The sequence below is a fragment of the Bradyrhizobium nivariense genome, from assembly GCF_029846695.2.
Classification (GTDB): Bacteria; Pseudomonadota; Alphaproteobacteria; order Rhizobiales; family Xanthobacteraceae; genus Bradyrhizobium.
Genome location: NZ_JARWCR020000008.1, coordinates 140,272 through 158,113, shown reverse-complemented (window position 1 = coordinate 158,113; position 17,842 = coordinate 140,272). Strand labels below are relative to the sequence as shown.

At 59.8% G+C, this 17,842-nt stretch carries 17 protein-coding genes; 10 read left to right on the top strand and 7 right to left on the bottom strand.

Annotated features, from left to right (window positions below):
- Nucleotides 1-43 precede the first annotated feature (43 nt).
- Nucleotides 44-244: a hypothetical protein gene (locus QCM77_RS09670; RefSeq protein ID WP_279683110.1), complete on the bottom strand. Its 201-nt coding sequence runs from the start codon at nucleotides 242-244 to the stop codon at nucleotides 44-46.
- 559 nt (nucleotides 245-803) lie between these two features.
- Nucleotides 804-1,232 (bottom strand): hypothetical protein, encoded by a 429-nt coding sequence (locus tag QCM77_RS09665; RefSeq protein WP_279683108.1) that lies wholly within the window; start codon nucleotides 1,230-1,232, stop codon nucleotides 804-806.
- A 393-nt stretch (nucleotides 1,233-1,625) separates the two neighbouring features.
- Here QCM77_RS09665 and QCM77_RS09660 point away from each other — a divergent pair, with 393 nt between their 5' ends.
- Nucleotides 1,626-2,504, top strand: a complete 879-nt coding sequence (locus QCM77_RS09660; RefSeq protein WP_279683106.1) for a DMT family transporter — start codon at nucleotides 1,626-1,628, stop codon at nucleotides 2,502-2,504.
- Between the two features lie 698 nt (nucleotides 2,505-3,202).
- Here the strand turns inward: QCM77_RS09660 and QCM77_RS09655 are convergent.
- From QCM77_RS09655 to QCM77_RS09640, 4 genes are all read right to left on the bottom strand, one after another.
- Nucleotides 3,203-3,580, bottom strand: coding sequence for a hypothetical protein (locus QCM77_RS09655; protein ID WP_279683105.1), 378 nt, complete (start codon nucleotides 3,578-3,580; stop codon nucleotides 3,203-3,205).
- A gap of 643 nt (nucleotides 3,581-4,223) precedes the next feature.
- Nucleotides 4,224-5,711, bottom strand: a complete 1,488-nt coding sequence (gene pdxR / locus QCM77_RS09650; RefSeq protein WP_279683103.1) for a MocR-like pyridoxine biosynthesis transcription factor PdxR — start codon at nucleotides 5,709-5,711, stop codon at nucleotides 4,224-4,226.
- Between the two features lie 58 nt (nucleotides 5,712-5,769).
- The gene (locus QCM77_RS09645; protein ID WP_279683102.1) at nucleotides 5,770-7,029 is read right to left on the bottom strand and encodes an MFS transporter; all 1,260 of its coding nucleotides are present in this window, start codon (nucleotides 7,027-7,029) and stop codon (nucleotides 5,770-5,772) included.
- Between the two features lie 11 nt (nucleotides 7,030-7,040).
- On the bottom strand, nucleotides 7,041-7,766 hold the full coding sequence (locus tag QCM77_RS09640; protein WP_279683100.1) for a hypothetical protein: 726 nt from the start codon (nucleotides 7,764-7,766) through the stop codon (nucleotides 7,041-7,043).
- A gap of 362 nt (nucleotides 7,767-8,128) precedes the next feature.
- On the opposite strand from QCM77_RS09640, the gene QCM77_RS09635 reads away from it, so the two are divergent.
- From QCM77_RS09635 to QCM77_RS09595, 9 genes are all read left to right on the top strand, one after another.
- Entirely contained in the window at nucleotides 8,129-8,944 is an 816-nt protein-coding gene (locus QCM77_RS09635) for an MOSC domain-containing protein (RefSeq protein ID WP_347882362.1), read from the top strand.
- Nucleotides 8,945-9,171: 227 nt separating this feature from the next.
- The gene (locus QCM77_RS09630) at nucleotides 9,172-9,915 is read left to right on the top strand and encodes a YqcI/YcgG family protein (RefSeq protein ID WP_279683098.1); all 744 of its coding nucleotides are present in this window, start codon (nucleotides 9,172-9,174) and stop codon (nucleotides 9,913-9,915) included.
- Nucleotides 9,916-10,166: 251 nt separating this feature from the next.
- Complete coding sequence (locus QCM77_RS09625; RefSeq protein ID WP_279683097.1) at nucleotides 10,167-11,027, top strand: ABC transporter ATP-binding protein; 861 nt, start codon at nucleotides 10,167-10,169, stop codon at nucleotides 11,025-11,027.
- Nucleotides 10,937-11,296 carry a TOBE domain-containing protein gene (locus QCM77_RS09620; protein ID WP_347882361.1) on the top strand — a complete coding sequence of 120 codons (360 nt, stop codon included), beginning with the start codon at nucleotides 10,937-10,939 and terminating at the stop codon, nucleotides 11,294-11,296. The genes QCM77_RS09625 and QCM77_RS09620 overlap by 91 nt, the downstream gene beginning before the upstream one ends.
- Nucleotides 11,293-12,183, top strand: a complete 891-nt coding sequence (locus tag QCM77_RS09615; protein WP_279683093.1) for an ABC transporter permease — start codon at nucleotides 11,293-11,295, stop codon at nucleotides 12,181-12,183. The genes QCM77_RS09620 and QCM77_RS09615 overlap by 4 nt, the downstream gene beginning before the upstream one ends.
- Nucleotides 12,184-12,203: 20 nt before the next feature.
- The gene (locus QCM77_RS09610) at nucleotides 12,204-13,010 is read left to right on the top strand and encodes an ABC transporter permease (protein ID WP_279683165.1); all 807 of its coding nucleotides are present in this window, start codon (nucleotides 12,204-12,206) and stop codon (nucleotides 13,008-13,010) included.
- Between the two features lie 11 nt (nucleotides 13,011-13,021).
- Complete coding sequence (locus QCM77_RS09605) at nucleotides 13,022-14,149, top strand: ABC transporter substrate-binding protein (RefSeq protein ID WP_279683092.1); 1,128 nt, start codon at nucleotides 13,022-13,024, stop codon at nucleotides 14,147-14,149.
- Nucleotides 14,146-15,084 (top strand): arginase family protein, encoded by a 939-nt coding sequence (locus QCM77_RS09600; protein ID WP_279683090.1) that lies wholly within the window; start codon nucleotides 14,146-14,148, stop codon nucleotides 15,082-15,084. Before QCM77_RS09605 ends, QCM77_RS09600 begins: the two co-directional genes overlap by 4 nt.
- A gap of 5 nt (nucleotides 15,085-15,089) precedes the next feature.
- Nucleotides 15,090-16,307, top strand: a complete 1,218-nt coding sequence (locus QCM77_RS09595) for an SfnB family sulfur acquisition oxidoreductase (RefSeq protein WP_279683088.1) — start codon at nucleotides 15,090-15,092, stop codon at nucleotides 16,305-16,307.
- A 108-nt stretch (nucleotides 16,308-16,415) separates the two neighbouring features.
- On the opposite strand, the gene QCM77_RS09590 is transcribed toward QCM77_RS09595, so the two are convergent.
- Entirely contained in the window at nucleotides 16,416-17,669 is a 1,254-nt protein-coding gene (locus QCM77_RS09590; RefSeq protein ID WP_279683086.1) for an amidohydrolase/deacetylase family metallohydrolase, read from the bottom strand.
- Nucleotides 17,670-17,842: the final 173 nt, after the last annotated feature.

Genomic DNA, 17,842 nt, shown 5'->3' with positions numbered 1-17,842 from the left:
GTTGAGCTACCGGCTGTTTCCTGCGTGCGGCGTCATGGGCGGGTTAGTCGGTCGACTCTTTCCGCTCGCGGATGACAATCCGTCCGCTGACGGGCAGTGCGATCAGTTCGACCTTGAACCCCTTGCGATCGTCATGCGGCCACGCCGCACCAATCTTGGTCCAGAACGCATTCTCGCCTTCGCCAGTGACGACGAACGCCTCGTGGGTAGGCTTCTTCGACTTGTTGGATGACCTGGTGGCCATTGTATTCTCCCATTGGGTGATGCCGCAGGCGGCAGACCGGTCGGGAGACAAAAACGTTTCCTGTGCCGGTTATGCCGGCAAGCGGTTGGTGCCAGTGTATGGGGGACGGACGCGCACGCAACGACCTGAGGTTATTGTGTTGCGACGGGTGGCGCAGGGGGGGCACGGATTGTCGGACCGGGTAGCTCCGAACGGAGAGTAAAGAATGAAGAGAATTCCCCGGATAGCTCGATAGCCGAGGGCATTTCCCCGTCTGGCCGTACTCCTTGTTAGCTCATCGACCGCTCAGTGTCCGGCTGGTCCTGTGTCGTTCGGTCGCAGACTAGTCTCTATGTCTTCGCGGTCGTGCATTCGCAACGGGCACACAAGGGAAGATAGACGCGATAAGGCGGCACCATAAGAAGGACAGTGCCCTTACATGTGATCGGCTCCGCGCATGGTTCGTCGTTCTATCCGCGCGACTCGTAAAAGAAAATTCCAAAGACCTCACTACCATTGGGTGAAAGTTTACCGGAGGTCAGGGTGGACTTGATCTGATCTACAAATCAATTGTGTCGCCTCAGAAAAACAGTTTATGCCGATTTAGTGCCGCAAAACTGATCAAAATGACCCTCTCAGTTTGCTGCTTGCATTCTTCATGCATCTGATTGGCCAACAATTTTGCGTTGTGACGATCTAGAAAGTTTTGTCGTGCATCTTGTGCGTGTTCCATGCTTGCAATATGGTTTGCGCACGGATGCGAGCAGAGGCAGGTCGAGGGAAGTAAGTTGGCTTGAAGGAACCCTGTCTCCCTGTCTCCCTGTCTCCCTGTCTCGTGCGGATCGCAAAGCTGAACCTCAGTAGCGACATTCCGCCCAGCCAGTGCGGCGGGCATCTCAATCACTTGAAGCAATCGTTGCGAGCATCTGAAGCGCGTCCCGTTGACGCGCAACTGATCGCGACGCGCGGGGATGGCCAATCCCATTGCAGCAAGATCGAATGTGGACATGAGGGGGCGATCGGAATTCGCATTCGGTCGGGTCGTCAAGTGGGTGGTTTTTGTGAGAGTAGAGATGCTTGACGTAACACTCGCGAGCGATGCCACACCTAGGGCGCCTTGAATGCGAGGCATTGGTCATTCGGTCTTCGCTCGAAGCCTCAAACGTCAACCTTCTCGTTGCTTGCCCGACACGAGCTGTCGCGATAGCGGCCGCGGGCGTGAATGTCGCTCGCAGAGCGGCCGTGTTGTACCTTGAGCTACGGCGAAGGCCGTGGTTACCCGACCTTGAAACGGCACTTGAGTTGATCAGTGTTTCAAATGCCCACTTTGGCGGAGTTGATGCAATCACCGTCAAACTAGGAGAAGCGCGTATCGTGGAAACGAGCGGCACGAGCATAACTAATGATAGGCGATAGAACCGCCGGGATACTCTTCACGCTACTAGGAGGTTTCCTTTTCAGTGTGATGGCGCTCTTAATTAAGGTTCAGGCGACCGATCTACCAAGTATACAGCTGAGCTTCTTTCGAGCGCTTTTCGGAGCACTTACCTTGGTCGCGCTCGTGCCGGTTGTAGGCATTGCCGAGATTAAGCCGACGCGCCCAAGGAAATTGGTTGAACGGGCAGTCGTTGGGACAGGGGCTATGCTCTTTGGCTTCTACTCGTTCGCTCACATGCCGATCGAGACCGCGACGCTGGTGACGTTCCTACGACCACTCCTCCTCGTACCTTTGGCATACATGTTCCTGAACGAAGTGCCTTCCGCTTTGAGAATATTGGCAATTATCGTTGGCTTGATTGGTGTCGCGGTGGCCGTGGGCCCAACGCATGGCCTCTTGTTTCCAGCCGTGGTCGGCATATTGGGCGCATTCCTAGTAGCGGTGACCTCCGTCCAGATTAAGGGGCTAACGACCTCCGAAACAACGTTTCGCATTGCGTTTTTTAACGAAGTCCTATCGGTAGCACTCACCGCTCCGGCGGCATTCTTGCTTTGGCACCATGTGAGTATAGAGCGGGTAATCCCGCTCATGTCGATCGGTGCCCTCGGCGTCGGCGGCCAATATGCTGTGGTGCATGGCTTTCGCCGCCTGGACGCCACGCTGGCCGCGTCTCTCGACTACATGCGATTCGTGTTTGCCGCTGTTCTTGGCGCACTCTTCCTTGGAGCGACACCCGCCAGCACGACTATACTTGGCGCTGTCCTGATTGTCGTAGCGGCTGCATTTGCTCAGTTCGAGAACCGTATCGCGGGCATATTCAAGAGCCGGATGATTGCGAAATGAGCGTTGTCCGCTTGCGACTCGAATCTGCGTGGAGGGGACTATTGGCTGGTAACACCGTGGTCCTGGCTTTCCGCCGTACCTCTGAGCGCCAAACCAGGGCAGGGAAGGTGGAAAGACGCATCTCAGTTGAGGGCATACTGAACGCAATTGACGCACCTCTATCTCTCGCCGTCGACCGGAACGGTGTGCGACGTCGCGGCCGATTTCGAAACAGGCATGACGTCGGAGTATCGATTTCCCGTAGCCACGACGTATGCGTCATTACGGTCTCGAACGAACTTAGGCTGGGCGTAGATCTCGAGCGAGAGACCACGTTTCCTTCAGACCCACCCAGCTGGCTACCCCTTTTAGATTTTGGCGGCTACTCCTCCAGCCGCTTGAGTCTACAGCCCACGGTGGGCCGACCGGCGCAGATCGCTTACGCAAGCTGTTCGAGGACGTTTGGAAAGGCGACATCGCAATGATTTACTCGAGCGCATCCTAACTGCGATCCTCGCGACGAGCAGTAGCTTTAGCTAGACGCACGGCGGGGGATTGGCTTGGGGCGCATGAGGACCGAGTCAGCTCTTGGCTCGCGCAGCGGTCCTTCGCCTCAACCGCTCGTCGTTGTAAGCCTTCACATAATCCCGCGGTATGAGGATGTTGTCCTGGACCCATTGCCACAGTTCATCCGAGTCGGCTGCTTGTTGTGCGTCCCCTCAATCGAGGGGCTCTAGAATGCGCCGCACCAACACGGGATTTGTAGATGAGACACCGTATGAAAACGGTGGGTGCGGATAATCAGCCGGCGCAAACGGCAGATTCCAATTCAAGGCAATTTCTCTCAGGAGGGGACCTCGCCCACCGGCCTTTATCTCTTCAAACGCCGATTGCAGGTTGGAGGATGACGGGTGGTCCCGCTCCATGCGTTGCCTCTTAGACTCATCTGGAACACCATCGCGGTGCTTCCCGAGGAAATGTGCCTCCAGCGGTTGGCACAGCCGTCGAATAGCGAAGACGAGTAGGTCGAGCTTGAGCAAATCCTCGTTGCGGCAAACATAACCGGTCAATTGATTGCGGTTGTGCTCGTTGCCCATGTCATAGAGCCGAGACACAAATTGCTCGGTAGGCTCGGTGAGAGAACGAGGTATTCGCGAAGGTGCCGTGGGGCGTGCGGTGTTCGACTTGGTCGAAAAGGGCCAGTTGGAGACGGCCGTGATCGATCTGATCCGCGCCAAGTGCGCGAGCGCTCGGAGCCCGCGCTGGTCGTGGCCTTCGCCGGCACGATCTTCGAGTAGCCGCAGGCTTGGAGTTCTGACCGAAGCCTCCCAGGAGCACAGCATGGGCGCGCTGGCCGCACGTGTCGAAATTTGCCGAAGTACCCTCCCGTCCCAGCCAACTCGCCCGCCCAGCCTGAAATCACTCACGAAACCGGCTTGGCGCGGGAACTGCTGCACAGCCGTCTACTATTGGCGGCGCCGTACCCCCTCGCGCGCTTGCCAGCGTGCTCGGCCGCCAGCATCTTTCCATGAGCCGGCAAACGACGAACCGCGCGGCGGTTCTCCGTCTGGCTACGCAGGTCAACCTGTCCTTGGATGATGTTGCTATGCTTGCCGATGGCACCGATCCGCATCTCGCCCACACGGCGGCCGCCTCTCTCAGAGAGCGTCGCACGTACAAGATATCGAGACGTCGCGGTGTAAGGCCTTGTGCAGTCGCCTATGGCGACGAGCCAATCTGCTATAGTTCGGCACCGACATGGTCGAAATGGTCAAGGCATTCCTCGAGCGGGTCGATCGAGCGCGACAGCAGAGCGTCGCTTGAGAAGTTAGCATAACCCAGAAGCAGGCCCTGTTTAGGTTCGGCCTTGATGTATCTCGAAGAGAGGTTCGAGAGGCCAAGTCCCTTCTGGTTAGCAAGCTTGCAAATTGCGACGTCGTTTGTAGATCCACTTGTGGTCGCGAAGAGATGAAGGCCGCAGCTCTTTTGGCAGATGGATAACCGTGGGCCAAACCGAGCAGCCAGAGCGTCAATCACCATTTTTCGCCTTGCGGCACAGATGCCGCGCGATTTCTTCAAGTGAAGCGCGAAATGACCTTCGGCGATGAAGGCAGCCAGCACTTTTTGTTGCAATATTGAAATTCCGTCCAGCATATTGTTAGCGGCTATTCGGAGGGGAGCGACGATAGAATCGGGGGACACGACGTAGGCGATACGCAGATTGGGGTGGAGGTTCTTGCTGAACGTGCCAAAATATAACGTGCGGCCGTAAGTATCCAGATTGTGCAATGTCGGTAGGTGCTTTCCTTCGAAGCAAAACTCGTTGTCGTAGTCGTCCTCCACGATCCAAGCGCCGGTCTCGGCAGCCCAATCCGTGAGGTCGCTTCTGCGCCGCAGCGACATGCTCACGCCAAGAGGACTTTGTTTGGTTGGTGTCGTGATTGCCATGCGGGCACGAGCGGCGCGTTGGCGGCCTTCGTTGACGTCAAGTCCCTCAGAATCTACCGGAATGGGTATGGGACGCATCCCGAGCCGTTCGAGCACCACAGATGTCGGCGGATACCCGGGATCTTCGATCCAGATCGCGCTCTCGGAAGCAACGAGTGCGCCGGCCACCAAGCTCAATGATTGGCGGTACCCACCCGTAATGAAGATCTGATGTGGCCCGCACCGAATGCCCCGCGCCACGTTCAGATACCCGCAGATGGCCGTTCGTAGGGCATGATAGCCTTGGACGTCGTCAACGAGTTGGCTTATCTCCGCGCGATCTCTCAAGATGCGCTGGCTGATCTTGAGCCAGGCTGCCCGCGGAAAAACGTCGATTGCGGGCACGGAAATCTGGAAGGGGCTGACACCCGTATTGCCGGCCAGTGTTCCAGAGCGCTCGTTCTCGCTTACATCCGTTGAATCATCTCCGGTTGGCTTGGAATCCGGGATCGATTGATCCGGCGCGTATGGAATCCGTGCGACCGGCATGCGAGGCCGAACATAAGAAACCCTTGTTCCGGATTGCCCGTGACTGACGAGAAGTCCTTCTCCAATGAGCAGGTCGTAGGCCTTCTCGATAGTGGCGCGTGAAAGACCGAGCTCGGAAGCGAGCGTTCGGATTGAGGGAACCCGGGCGCCATGAGGATACGCTCCTTGCAGGATTGAATCTCTCAGGCGTTGATACACTTCACGATAGCGCAGCTGATAGCCCGTAAACTGGAGCCGAGAGGAATGTTGCACAGAAACTCCTTTTCGACTTTCGCTCGTAGCGCGGCCCAGGGCTCTGCGGCGACGCGCATCAAAGCCTTCGCCGCATCAGCAGCACGCCGACGAGTCCCAGTAGGGACATGCCCACCAGGATCAGAATGAGCGCGTTGTAACCGGCCTCAGAATAGACGCTGACGCCATCACGCGTCGCGCCCTCCCAGGTTTCGTGGAGCAGGTATCCGAGCATGGGCTGTAAAGCGCCGGTGAGAAGCCCCGCTGACGTCGTATTGATTGCTGCGCCGGTGCCAAGGCGTGCGACAGAGTAGATGCTCCTGACCGCCTTGAGAATCATCGGCGTCATGCCGCCGGCAATCAAGCCCAGGACGATGAAGCCCACGACAACAGCACCCAGGCCAGTCAGTCGTCCCACCGCGGGGGCCAGCAAGGCGAGACTGCCGGTCCGCAGTAGACACATCAGAACATGCGCGCGTCCCACCGATCGCACTCGATCCGCGACATAGCCGAAGATCACGGAGCCCACCATGCAACTCGCCATGAATAGCAATAGCGTCGCGGTCGCGTTATGGCGCTGCATAGAAAAGGCGTCTGTCAACAACGGTATGCCCCAGACGCCCGAGATTGTCGTCACGCTTACAAAGTGCGATGCAAACGTCAGTAAGCAGCCCCAGCTCTCCCGATGTCGCAATTCGGCGATGGCAGAAGACAGGACGGTTTTGAGGGTGAACCGCTGAGCGGTGGGGCTGCGCGGGCGCAGAACATAGGATGCGAGGACAAGGTTGAAGAGGCAGAAAATACCGATGCTTGCAAAGCTCGCGCGCCAGCCTACCCATGATACAAGAAAAGCGAGCGGTGTAGCTGCCAAGGCGCCGCCCGCATAGCCGGACAGCTGTGAGAGCCCCGACATGATTCCAAACTGGCGTTCGCGGAATTGCTGCGCCACCAGCTTGATGAGCGCCGTGAAGATCAGGGCGTCGCCGCATGCTACGATGAGACGAGCCAGAAATGCGGATGAAACGCTCGTCGAGGCGGCGAACAGTACCGTGCCAACGGAAGAGGCCACGAGACTCCAGATCACCAGAGCCTTCACGCCGAAGACATCGACGAGTACGCCGGCGGGAAACTGCATCAGCATGTAGCCAATGAAGTACGAAGACGCAATGATTCCTAGGCCGTCCGCTCCAACACCGAAGTCGCGGGCCAGCTCGCCGACGATTGTTTGCGGGCACACGCGCTGCAGGAAAGCGACCGCGTAAGCACCGGAAACGCATCCCCATCCAATGAGATCCCGCCACGAAAGCGGGGGCACGGAATCGGCGGGCTTCATCAGCATGGTTGTCGGTACTAGATCGACGGCCGCACGACGGTCCCTACCGTGAAGATCGCATCCCTTGTGTCAGGGACGATACGGCGGAACGTTTCTGTCAGCGCGCTATCCGACTCGTAAGTTGGCTGATTGTAGTAGGTGATGTTCGGATAGGAGTTACGGACGATCAGGTTGGGAAACTCGAGATCCCGGTCCGGATAGAGAATCTTGGCGATTTGTACGGCGGCGTCCTTCAAGGAGTCGTCCCCATTGCCGTCTGACAGCGAGGGCAGTAGCCGCTTGCATGTCCTTGCATGCGCGCTCCAGGCCACCGGATTTCTCGTTCGCCACGTGTAGTAGATTTCCGCCCCGGCGGGCACGGTGGCGAGTTCGGCGTCCAGGATTCCCTTCAGCAGCAGCCCGAACAGTCCCTTGCGCTGGTGCTCCGGCCTGAGCTCAATTCCGGAGCGGCAAATGGCCGGCTGGCCATCGATCGAGAGACGGCGCCAGATGGAAAATCCGACGATCTGATCGGCGAGGCGAACCAGCCCGATGCCGTATCCATCCTGAAAGGGGGTATCGGACGCCGACCACCAGGGACTGTCGAGCCGCCAGTTGGTGGAAATGATCTCGTTAAGCAGATCGATGATGCCCGCCCTGCAATACTCGGGGACTTCGATGGCCGAGCGAAAGACATCCAGTTGATAAGATCCATGCTGGTGCGCGCGCGTCGCGATTCTGTCGTCTTTGCTTAACTGCTGCATGGGTCACTTCCTTTGAAGCTCGCGGGCGGGTTGAGTACCGCATCGATGATGCGATGGCGAGCAAAAATGGGTGCGCAACTTAAAGAAGAAATTTTCGTTTGTCGCGTGCGAGGCGGATAGCGGTTGTTTGCTGCCTGGACGCACGACTGCCTCAGATTGTTTTCGTGCAAGCCCTGCTAGTTCCATTGCGAGACGTCAGGACATACTGATGTCCGTAACGTGTAACCTTCATGGTTTTGAGAATCGCGTCGTGTCATGGCCCTATTCAATCGGTCGTAGATGACCCTTTGAATTCGCGATCTCGTTCCTAGGGTGCCGATCGAACCGTGGGCTGGCTGACGAGATGGCTGATCGGCAATCGCATGACTGCGCAGATGCAAATTCGTGACATTTGGCTCTACCCCGTAAAGGGGCTTCGAGGACAATCGGTCCTTGAGGCCAATGTCGAGCCATGGGGCCTAGCCGACGACCGGCGATGGACGATTGTGGATGCGAAAGGGAGCTTCGTTACGCAACGAACGCTCCCTCGGTTGGCGACCATAAGTGCGTCCGTGTCATTCGGTGGGCTTATATTGTCCGCGCTCGACGGCTCCTCGCTAGTATTGTCAACGCCTGAACCGACAGCGGGGCGTGCCGATGTCGTCATATGGAATGACCGCGCACCGGCGCTCATTGCCGGCCGGGAAGAGAATGCCTGGCTGAGTAACATTCTCGGTGGAGATTACCGGTTCGCCTACATGGATAGCCCCTGCACCGCGCGGCAGGTCGATCCGGGATTTGGAGTTGCGGCCGACCGGGTCTCCTTTGCTGACGACTTTCCCTTGTTGCTGATCAACAGGTCTTCGTTGGATGATCTGAACACGCGCTTGGAGCATCCGGTTGACCTCACGAGGTTCAGAGCCAACGTCGTTGTCGAGCATGCGCGCGCATGGGCGGAGGACCATTGGCAACAATTGGAGCTGGGAGGCGTCAGATTTCGGGTCGCCAAGGCGTGCTCCAGATGCGCCGTCATAACGATCGATCAGGAGCGCGGGCTGAAAGCGGATGACCATGAGCCGCTACGAACCCTATCGAGGTTCAGGCGAAACGCGGGCGGAGAAACGATCTTCGGTCAATACCTCATTCCAGATGATCGTGGCCGCATCAAAGTCGGCGATCCCGTGAGACTCGCGCAATAGCTGCCGCCACATCGCCTGCGACGTGACGAAGAACGTTGTTGTCGCGCCGTGTGGTTCTACGATGCGATCATTCGCACCTAATGTGGCGGCCCTATCTTTCTCGGGTCTTATGGCCTGCTATGACCTCGTATGATCGACGACACATGTACCTTCTGAACACCTGGCCTCTTTCGTAAAGGTATCGCCCCCGAACGGTGGGATATCGTTGAACGCGAAAGGTCCAACTCATGAGTCTGGTCGAGCAGAGCCAAGTCCTGGAACGATTTGAAAGCGAGAGTTGGCAGCGGAGCTGCTTCAGGCAATTGGCGGAGCACCTGACGCCGCCGTCCGAGTTTCCATGCGTCTTCTCGCAGAATGCGTTCAGCCGCGGACTACTGCTGTTCTCGTTCGTCGAGGACGGGTCGCGGGGAAGCCTCCAGCAAGCTGCGGAAGATCTTTCTGCATACGTGGAATTGTCGCGTCGCTGGGACGGAAAGGTCAGCACGGCTCGCCCCTTGGTCGTTGCGTTCTCGCAAAAAGCCGCTTCGGCGAATGATGTTGCCGGCTACCACGACATCGGATGGCGGACATTGCAGAGCTGGCATGAGCTCGACAGCGCGCCCTGGCCTGAGGACGTTGCGACCGATCCGCACTCGCCATACTGGACCATGTGCTACAACGGCATGCAGCTGTTCGTAAACATGAGCAACCCGGCTCATGTGCGCCGCCGTAGCCGAAACCTCGGCGACAATCTGCTGTTCATCGTCAATCCACGAGAACGTTTCGACATAGTGGCCGGCGAAACCCCTGAGGGGCGTCGCGTTCGGAAAAGAATCCGCGATCGGATCGAACGGTACGACGGGCTCGGTCATAGCCCGCAACTGGGAAGCTACAATGCCGGCGAGATCGAATGGTGGCAGTACGGCGTGATCGACGAAAATAGAGAGAGGGCGGATCGGTGTCCGTTTGTCTTCAAGTCGGCTGCCGCGTAAATGGTGTCGCGCCGCGCGAAAGCTGCGCAATGCTATTTCCAAGAATTGCCTTGGACGGGAAACGGTAGGCGCGCCGGCCACGCTTGCTTGGTGCGTTTATCGCTTTTTGCCGGGAGCACTCGACATCGGCCGCCGTCGGCAACATCATCGCGGGAATTGTCGATAGGTCCATGAATTGAGTTCGAGACAACGAGAATGACGCTCCGGTCATCCTTCTGGCCAAACAAGCTCGCGAAGGCGGGCGCATCCTGATGTCGGCGAGCTTTCTGAAGGTCGACGGCATCTGCAAGCGCTATGGTGAGCTGCACGCGCTGGAGTCCATCTCGCTCGATGTTGCGCGGGGCGAATTCCTGACCTTGCTGGGACCATCAGGGTCGGGCAAGTCGACGCTGCTTTCGGTTCTCGCGGGCTTCATCGAGCCGGACCAGGGCTCGGTCTATCTTGACGTCAACGACATCACTCATCTGCCGCCGGAGGCGCGCCGCTTCGGGGTTGTGCCGCAGGGCTATGGCCTTTTCCCCCATCTGACCGTCTACGAAAACATCGCCTTTCCATTGCGCGTGCGCCGCACTGACAGAAGACGGCTCGACAGCCGCGTCAACGAAGTCATGGAGCTTCTCCAGATCGGCGGCTTGGGCGGACGTCTTCCGAAAAATCTGTCAGGAGGACAGCAGCAGCGCGTCGCGCTGGCGCGTGCGCTCTCTTTCGAGCCGGACCTGTTGTTGCTCGACGAGCCGATGAGCGCACTGGATGCATCCCTGCGGCGCGACTTGCAGGCCGAGCTTGTCCGGCTTCATCGACAGGTTGGGACGACATTCATCTACGTCACGCATGACCAGCAGGAGGCGCTGGCTCTTTCGGACCGCGTCGTCGTTCTGAATCGGGGCCGGACCGAACAGATCGGTTCGCCTCGCGCGATCTATGATCAGCCGGCCAGCCGTTTTGTCGCAGGCTTCCTCGGCAAGAACAACCTGCTGAAAGCCGTGGTGCTTGGCGGGTCCGATGGCCGGCCGCAAATTCAGTGGAACGGTACCCGGCTTGGGGGGGGGCGCTGGGCCCCGCGCTGCTTGCTGCCGGCCCTTGCGTGCTTACCGTTCGGCCAGAAAGCATAACCATAACCGGGACCGGAAGTAGGTCGCCGAACGCCGACGATCGGATTCATGGCAAGGTTGTAAGCCAGATATTCCTGGGTGCTTCGGTCGACATGCTGGTCGCGGTCGGCAACGAAACCTTGACGGTGACTATGGCCGGCACCGCATCGCCCGTGACGCCGGGATCGGATGTTTGGCTTGTCTTCGATGCCGAACGGCTGTGGTGCCTGCCGAACAGCGACGTGGCCGTGCCAGAACCATCCGCGGTTTCGCCGGAGTTCGCTGCATGAGCCCTGCGTTGACGCTACAGACGGGGACGGTGCGCGCTTACTTTTCGCCGGCGACACGTCGCGGTCGGTCCTTGCAGGATCGCCTGCTTGCTGGCTCCGCCATTGTACTCCTGGTGTCCTACGTCGTTCCGCTTGCCGGGGTGGTGGGGCGGAGCTTCCTGACGCCGACGCCGGGTCTTGGAAACTATTGGGCTCTGCTTCAGAACCCGACCGTTCGCGCGGTGGTCGGCAATACGCTCTGGATCAGCGCGTTGACCGTCGGGATTACGTTGCTGCTGGCATACGTCACCGCTTACGGCTTGGTGCAGGCCGGTCCTGCGGCGCGGAGATGGATGCTTGCCTGTGTGCTGCTGCCACTATGGATATCCGTATTGGTCCGCAATTACGCATGGATAGCGTTGCTCTCGCCGGGCGGAATCGCGAACGGCGTTCTGCTGCATTGGGGCTGGGTCGATCACCCGCTGTCGCTGGTGCGCAATACGTTCAGCGTCGTGCTGGGCATGGTGCACTATATGCTGCCCTACGCGATCCTGCCGATTTACGCCCAGATGGTCCGTATAGAGGGAACGTTGCCCCAAGTGGCGCGGTCGCTGGGCGCCAATCGACGTCAAGCGTTCGTTCGCGTGTTCCTGCCGCTATCCCGTCCCGGATTGGCCGCCGCCGCGTTTCTGACGTCGATCATGTCGCTTGGCTTCTATTTGACACCGGCCATTCTGGGGGGTGGCAAGACCGTGATGGTCGCGGAATTCATATCCGTGCAGGTCACGGAAACGCTGCGCTGGGACATCGCCACGACCCTGAGTACGTTGTTGCTCTTGGTGACAGGGGCGCTGGTATGGCGGTTCAGTCATCTGCTTGAACTGGCTACGGCCAAGCCGAAGACATGAGCGCACGATCGCCATTGGCCGTGCTTCCGGTCGGGCCCGCCGGCTCCGTTGCCCTTTTGGCCGTGGCGTTCCTGGTACTGCCGTTGATCGCTATCGTTCCGATGTCGTTCAGCGACACCCGATATCTGACGATGCCCCAGAACGGCCTCTCCACACTGCACTATCATCGCCTGCTTGCTGATCCAGTCTGGCACGACAGCTTGCTGCACAGTGTCGGCGTCGCACTGCCGGCTGCATCTCTTGCAGTCCTGCTCGGTCTCGCGTTCTGCCTCGGTGCATGGCAGCGACAGGGCCGCGCTGTCCTGCTCCTGCAGGTTTTGATGCTGGGGCCGCTGATCGTGCCGGGTATCATTCACGCCGTTGCCTACCACCGTACGTTATCGTGGCTGGGCCTGTTCGACAGCTTCACGGGCACGATCCTGGTCCACGCGATCAAGGGGCTGCCCTTTGCCGTGCTCTCCATCTCGGCTTCCTTGGCCTCGGTGCATCCGGCCACATTGCAACTGGCGCGCAGCCTGGGCGCCTCGCCGACACAGGCGCTCGTGAAGACGCTGCTGCCGCAGATTCGATGGGGTATCGGGGCCGGCTTCGTGCTGGCGCTGGTGACGTCGTGGGACGAGATCGTCGTGACGCTGTTCATCACCAGCCGCAACGTGAACACGTTGCCAAAGCAGATCTGGCAGAGCCTTTTCCTGAATCTCGACCCCATCGTCGCAGCGCTTGGCACTCTGGTGCTGCTGGCAACCTTGCTGGTGCTTTTTGCGCTGTTGTTGGGCAGTGCCCGCCCGCGCTCGTCTACCGGCTTCCAGGAAGATCGATTGAGTTGAAAGGAGATATCATGTCCGACTTTTCGCAAGATTCCGACTATATGCAGCACCTCGAGCGATTGCTCCGGCGCGAGACGCAGGGCAAGACCGTTCACAGCCGCCACTTCCTTCAGCTCCTGTCGGCGCTGGGCGTCGGTACGGGCTCGCTGAGCTTCGTACGCTCCGCGAGCGCACAGCAAGCCGAGCTCGTGGTGGCCAATTGGGGCGGCGACGCACTGCCTGCGCAGCGCGACATTCTCGCGGCGGAGTTCGTCAAACGCTACCCTGGCAGCCGTGTCGGATTTGACACCACAGGTCCGACGCCCGGAAAGATCAAGGCAATGGTCGAGTCGGGCAGCGTCGCGTGGGACGTGGCCGACCGGAATCTCCTATCCGCCCTGGAGCTCGGCCGGCAGGGCCTGCTCGAGAAGGTCGATGAATCCATCGTCGACGTCAACGCGGTGCCGAACCAGTTCCGCACCCCGTGGGGCGTAGGCTCGTACTTCTTCTCCTTCGTCATCACTTACGATAGCGCGCGCTTCGGCTCGACGCCTCCGCGTACCTGGAAGGATTTCTGGGACACGCAGAATTTCAAGGGGAAGCGGGCGCTTCGCAACAACGTCGAGGGTGTGCTCGAATCGGCTTTGCTGGCTGACGGCGTTGAACGCGACAAGCTCTATCCGCTGGACGTCAACCGTGGCCTGGAAAAGGTGCGCGCGATCAAGAAGGACACGATCTTCTATAGCAACGCATCGGAGGCCCAGCAGTTGCTGCGGTCTGGGGAGGTGTCGATCGGCAGTCTCTGGAATACGCGTGCGCAGGGCGTCAAGGAAGACACGAAGGGACGCATCGACTACCATTTCAATGAAGGCATCCTGCTGATAGCAGCCTGGAACGTCCTGAAAGGAGCGAAGAACAGCAAGGATGCCTGGCGCTGGGTCGCGCTGTCGCAGGATCCGGCATTGCAGGTGGCGCTACTCACCAAGCTGGGTTGGGGCCCGATCAATCCGGCCGCAAACAAGCTGGTTCCCCCCGAGTTACAGCCACAAAACCCGGGATCACCCGAGAATATCGCACGTCAGGTCGCGGTTGATGCCGAATGGTATGCTCGCAATTATTTCGAGGTGCAGAACAAATACCTCGACGCGCTCGCGACATGACGACCGAGAACTCATCGATCGACGCAGCGGCGCCACTCACCTTCATGGGGGTACCTCTGGTCACGCGCGTGCCCCCGCAGTCCCGGGCTGCCATCGGCGGACTTCCGTTCGATGGCGGCCAGCACGCCACACGTTTTGGCTCCCGTCTGGGCCCACGCAGTGTACGTGAACAATCGATCCAGTTGCGATCGGTGGATCCCGACACTGATCGCGACGTCCTGGCGGCGCTTGGACTCGTTGACGTCGGGGACGCGCGCGTGCAGCACGGCGATCTGGACACCTCTCAACGCTACGTGGCCCGTTTCGCGGGAGCCCTGGTCGAAACCAACGCGGTCCCGGTGATGATCGGCGGCGACGGCAGCGTCACGCTGCCGCTGCTCCAGGCGGTGTCGCGCCGCTATCCGAATCTCGCGGTGGTGCATCTGGATGCGCACACCGATGCCTATCCGCTGGCCGGGAATGTCGGCCCGGCTGCCTTCCACCGGGCCGCCGAGCAGCGTCTGCTGGATCCGACAGCATCGTTTCACATCGGATTGCGCGGCCCTGTGGCCTCGACCGGACTCTATGCGCATGCTCGCGGACTCGGCTATCAGTTGGTGACAATCGCAGAGCTGCTGGAGAGAGGCTCTGTCTCGGTATTCGACGAAGTCGGCCACCGCATCGCAGACCGTCCCGTCTATATTTGCTGGGATATGGACTTCTTCGACCCCTCTGTGGCGCCCGGGGTCATTACCCCCAGTTGGGAGGGCGTGACAGCGCGCGAGGGCTTGCAGGTCGCAAGGTTGCTCCGCCGCCTCAACATCGTGGCCATCGACATCAATTGCGTAAGCCCGCCCCACGACGCCGCAGGTCTCGCCGCGTTCCTCTGCGCTCGCATCATCTTCGAGTTTCTGGTTGGCCTGGCCGCATCGCAGCGCTCGTCTGAAAGGTCGTGATCGTCATGAATGTGGCGCCTCAGAACGCGCAGTCCTCCACGAATGCCGCTCGCGTTATCCGCAATTCGGAGGAGGCGCTTACGACGGCACGAGAGCTTGCCGATGCGTTGGCTATTGGCGCGTCCGAGCGCGACAGCCAACGTCGCCTGCCGCACGATGAGGTCAGGACGTTCGTGCAAAGCGGGTTGTGGGGCATCGGCATCCGGCCTGAATTCGGCGGCGCCGGCGTTTCGATCGAAACCATCATCGAGGTCGTGGCCACGATTTCAGCGGCCGACCCGTCGATCGGCCAGCTTCCGCAAAACAACTATTTGCTGCTCGAGAACCTGTACCGCATCGGCACCGAGGAGCAGAAGCGGTTCTTCTTCGGCGAAGTGTTGCGCGGCAAGGTGATCGGCAATGGCTTTGCCGAAGCCGGCGGCAAGGATGTGCTGGACGTTCGTAGCCGCATCCGCCGGACCGCGAGCGGTCTGAGGCTCGACGCGCGCAAGGTCTACTGCACCAATGCGCTGTTCGCCGACTGGATTCCGATCTCGGGCGTCGATGACGACGGCAACATCGTCTACGTCTATGTCGAGCGTGACGCCGCGGGCCTGTCGGTGGTCGATGACTGGAACGGGCTTGGTCAGCGGACGTCGGCAAGCGGCTCGATCATTGCCGACGACGTCGAGGTCAATCCTGCCTACGTCATCGAGCGCCACAAATCGTTCTCGAAACCGAGCTTGAGCGGCCCGCTTGCGCAGCTCCTGCATGCGGCGATCGATCTAGGGATCGCGCGGGCCTCGTTCGCGGAGGCAGTGCGGCTTGCGCGTGCGGCCTCCCGTCCATGGATCGACAGTGGACTGGAGCGTGCGCAGGACGATCCCCATACGATCGCTCTGCTCGGTGACCTCCAGATCCGTGTCAACTCCGCCAACGCCATGGTCGAGCGGGCGGCCCGGATTCTGGACGCTGCGCGGGACCGCCACGACGAGGCCGACGTCGCGCGTGCCTCTGTCGCGGTCGCCGAAGGAAAGGTGTTGGCGAACGATGCGGCGCTATTTGCCTCATCCAAGCTGTTCGAGTTTGGTGGTGCAAGCAGTGCCCGCACGAGCCTCAATCTTGATCGTCACTGGCGCAACGCGCGTACGCACACACTGCACGACCCCGTCCGATGGAAATATCATCTGATCGGCAACTATGTGCTGAACGACAAGAACCCGCCGCTTCACAATTGGGCCTGAGATTTGCGGAGTGGACGTTTGTCGAGGGAACGAACGCGACGTCCGCCCGAACGAGGTCGAGTTCGTGCGCGACTGCTTTGCGGGCCTCGGCCGCACGGCCTGCGTGACTCAGTTCACCGTGAAAGGCAGCTGATAGGGGCGTCCATTCGGAACACCCTCGCGAATGGTCTGCACGGCCTTCAGGTAGGCTTTGCCGGTGCGCGGATTGTTCGAGGTGTCGAGCAATTGCACGGGGCCTTCGACAAGTTCGAGAATCGAGACGTCGCCGGGTGCGCCAACCTGCAACGTGCCGAGCTTCGGCACTTTGCCGATGATGGTCGCCGGCTTGATCGTTGCCGCAGCGATGACATCCTCAAGCGAAAACCCCAGCGCTAGAAACTTGCTGAGAACCCAGGGCAGATAGGGTTGACTGGGCGTGTTCGCGGCGACGACGTGAACATCGCTCGAAATCGTATCGAAGGTCAAGCCCTGTTGGATGGCAGCTTCCGCGATGTCGAAATTGAAGCTGCCTGCGCCATGCCCGACGTCTATGATGACGCCCCGCTTCTTTGCCTCCAAAAGAGCGGGCAGGACCTTTCCGTTCTGCACCGTGTTGTTGCCGAGGCTGCTGTAGGGGTGTGTGAGAATATCGCCCGGGCGGAGTTGGTTGACCAGGACCTGAAGGTCGCCGGGGGCATCTCCGATATGACACATGACGCGGCCTTTCGTGCCCGACAGCTCGACCGCCTCGATCGCACGCTTCAAGGGTTCGATGCCGTTGTCGCCGACCAGCGCAAGCGTTTCGCGGACCTTGGCGCCGAGCACGATGTCCTGGTTCTCGGCGATCGTGCGGGCCGTGGCATCGGCATCGGCGTATTTGATGTTGACGTTTTCGCCGACCGGGAATCCGGCCAGGCCAATCACCGAGATGTTGACGAAGGCGAAGACGCGGCTGCGTGACTGGCTGACGATTTGGCGCTTGAAGCCCGAGAAATTGTTCGCTCCGGCGTCGCCTGCGCTGACATACGTCGTCGTGCCCGAGAATGGCACCAGTTCGTCGGGCGGAATCCCAATCGCGGATCCATAGGCGTAGATGTGGGTATGAAGGTCGACGAGGCCGGGGGTGACCAACTTGCCTTTCGCGTCGATGGTTCGTTTGGCCTGCGACGGATCGATCGACGGCTCGACGGCCGCGATCTGTCCGTAACGAATGCCGACGTCGCGAACGCCACGCAGCTTTTGGCTGGGGTCGATGACGTCGCCACCACGTATTACGAGATCATAAGGTTGGGCCGTGTCGGCGAACCCCGTTGTTCCTGCGAGAGCAGCACCCGCAACTGCCGACGTACCGATCAGAAAGCGGCGCCGTGTCGTCTTGGCCATGATATCGTTATCCTTGGGATCAATGTGTCGGAGGTCAGCGGCTCAATGGCAGCCCGAGGACGGAGGCCATTGCTACGACCGAAGCAAGCGATCGGCGGAGCGTGCGAGCGATCTTGAGCATCGGCTGTTGCCGATCGATAAATCCTCGCAGCTTGTGCTTTTCAACCGCGGTC

Coding starts and splice junctions, on each gene's coding strand:
- QCM77_RS09655 (WP_279683105.1), bottom strand. CDS start 3,580: ATGGGCAACGAGCACAACCGCAATCAATTGACCGGTTATGTTTGCCGC.
- QCM77_RS09660 (WP_279683106.1), top strand. CDS start 1,626: ATGATAGGCGATAGAACCGCCGGGATACTCTTCACGCTACTAGGAGGT.
- QCM77_RS09670 (WP_279683110.1), bottom strand. CDS start 244: ATGGCCACCAGGTCATCCAACAAGTCGAAGAAGCCTACCCACGAGGCG.
- QCM77_RS09645 (WP_279683102.1), bottom strand. CDS start 7,029: ATGCTGATGAAGCCCGCCGATTCCGTGCCCCCGCTTTCGTGGCGGGAT.
- QCM77_RS09635 (WP_347882362.1), top strand. CDS start 8,129: ATGACTGCGCAGATGCAAATTCGTGACATTTGGCTCTACCCCGTAAAG.
- QCM77_RS09590 (WP_279683086.1), bottom strand. CDS start 17,669: ATGGCCAAGACGACACGGCGCCGCTTTCTGATCGGTACGTCGGCAGTT.
- QCM77_RS09600 (WP_279683090.1), top strand. CDS start 14,146: ATGACGACCGAGAACTCATCGATCGACGCAGCGGCGCCACTCACCTTC.
- QCM77_RS09625 (WP_279683097.1), top strand. CDS start 10,167: ATGTCGGCGAGCTTTCTGAAGGTCGACGGCATCTGCAAGCGCTATGGT.
- QCM77_RS09630 (WP_279683098.1), top strand. CDS start 9,172: ATGAGTCTGGTCGAGCAGAGCCAAGTCCTGGAACGATTTGAAAGCGAG.
- QCM77_RS09640 (WP_279683100.1), bottom strand. CDS start 7,766: ATGCAGCAGTTAAGCAAAGACGACAGAATCGCGACGCGCGCGCACCAG.
- QCM77_RS09605 (WP_279683092.1), top strand. CDS start 13,022: ATGTCCGACTTTTCGCAAGATTCCGACTATATGCAGCACCTCGAGCGA.
- QCM77_RS09595 (WP_279683088.1), top strand. CDS start 15,090: ATGAATGTGGCGCCTCAGAACGCGCAGTCCTCCACGAATGCCGCTCGC.
- QCM77_RS09665 (WP_279683108.1), bottom strand. CDS start 1,232: ATGTCCACATTCGATCTTGCTGCAATGGGATTGGCCATCCCCGCGCGT.
- QCM77_RS09615 (WP_279683093.1), top strand. CDS start 11,293: ATGAGCCCTGCGTTGACGCTACAGACGGGGACGGTGCGCGCTTACTTT.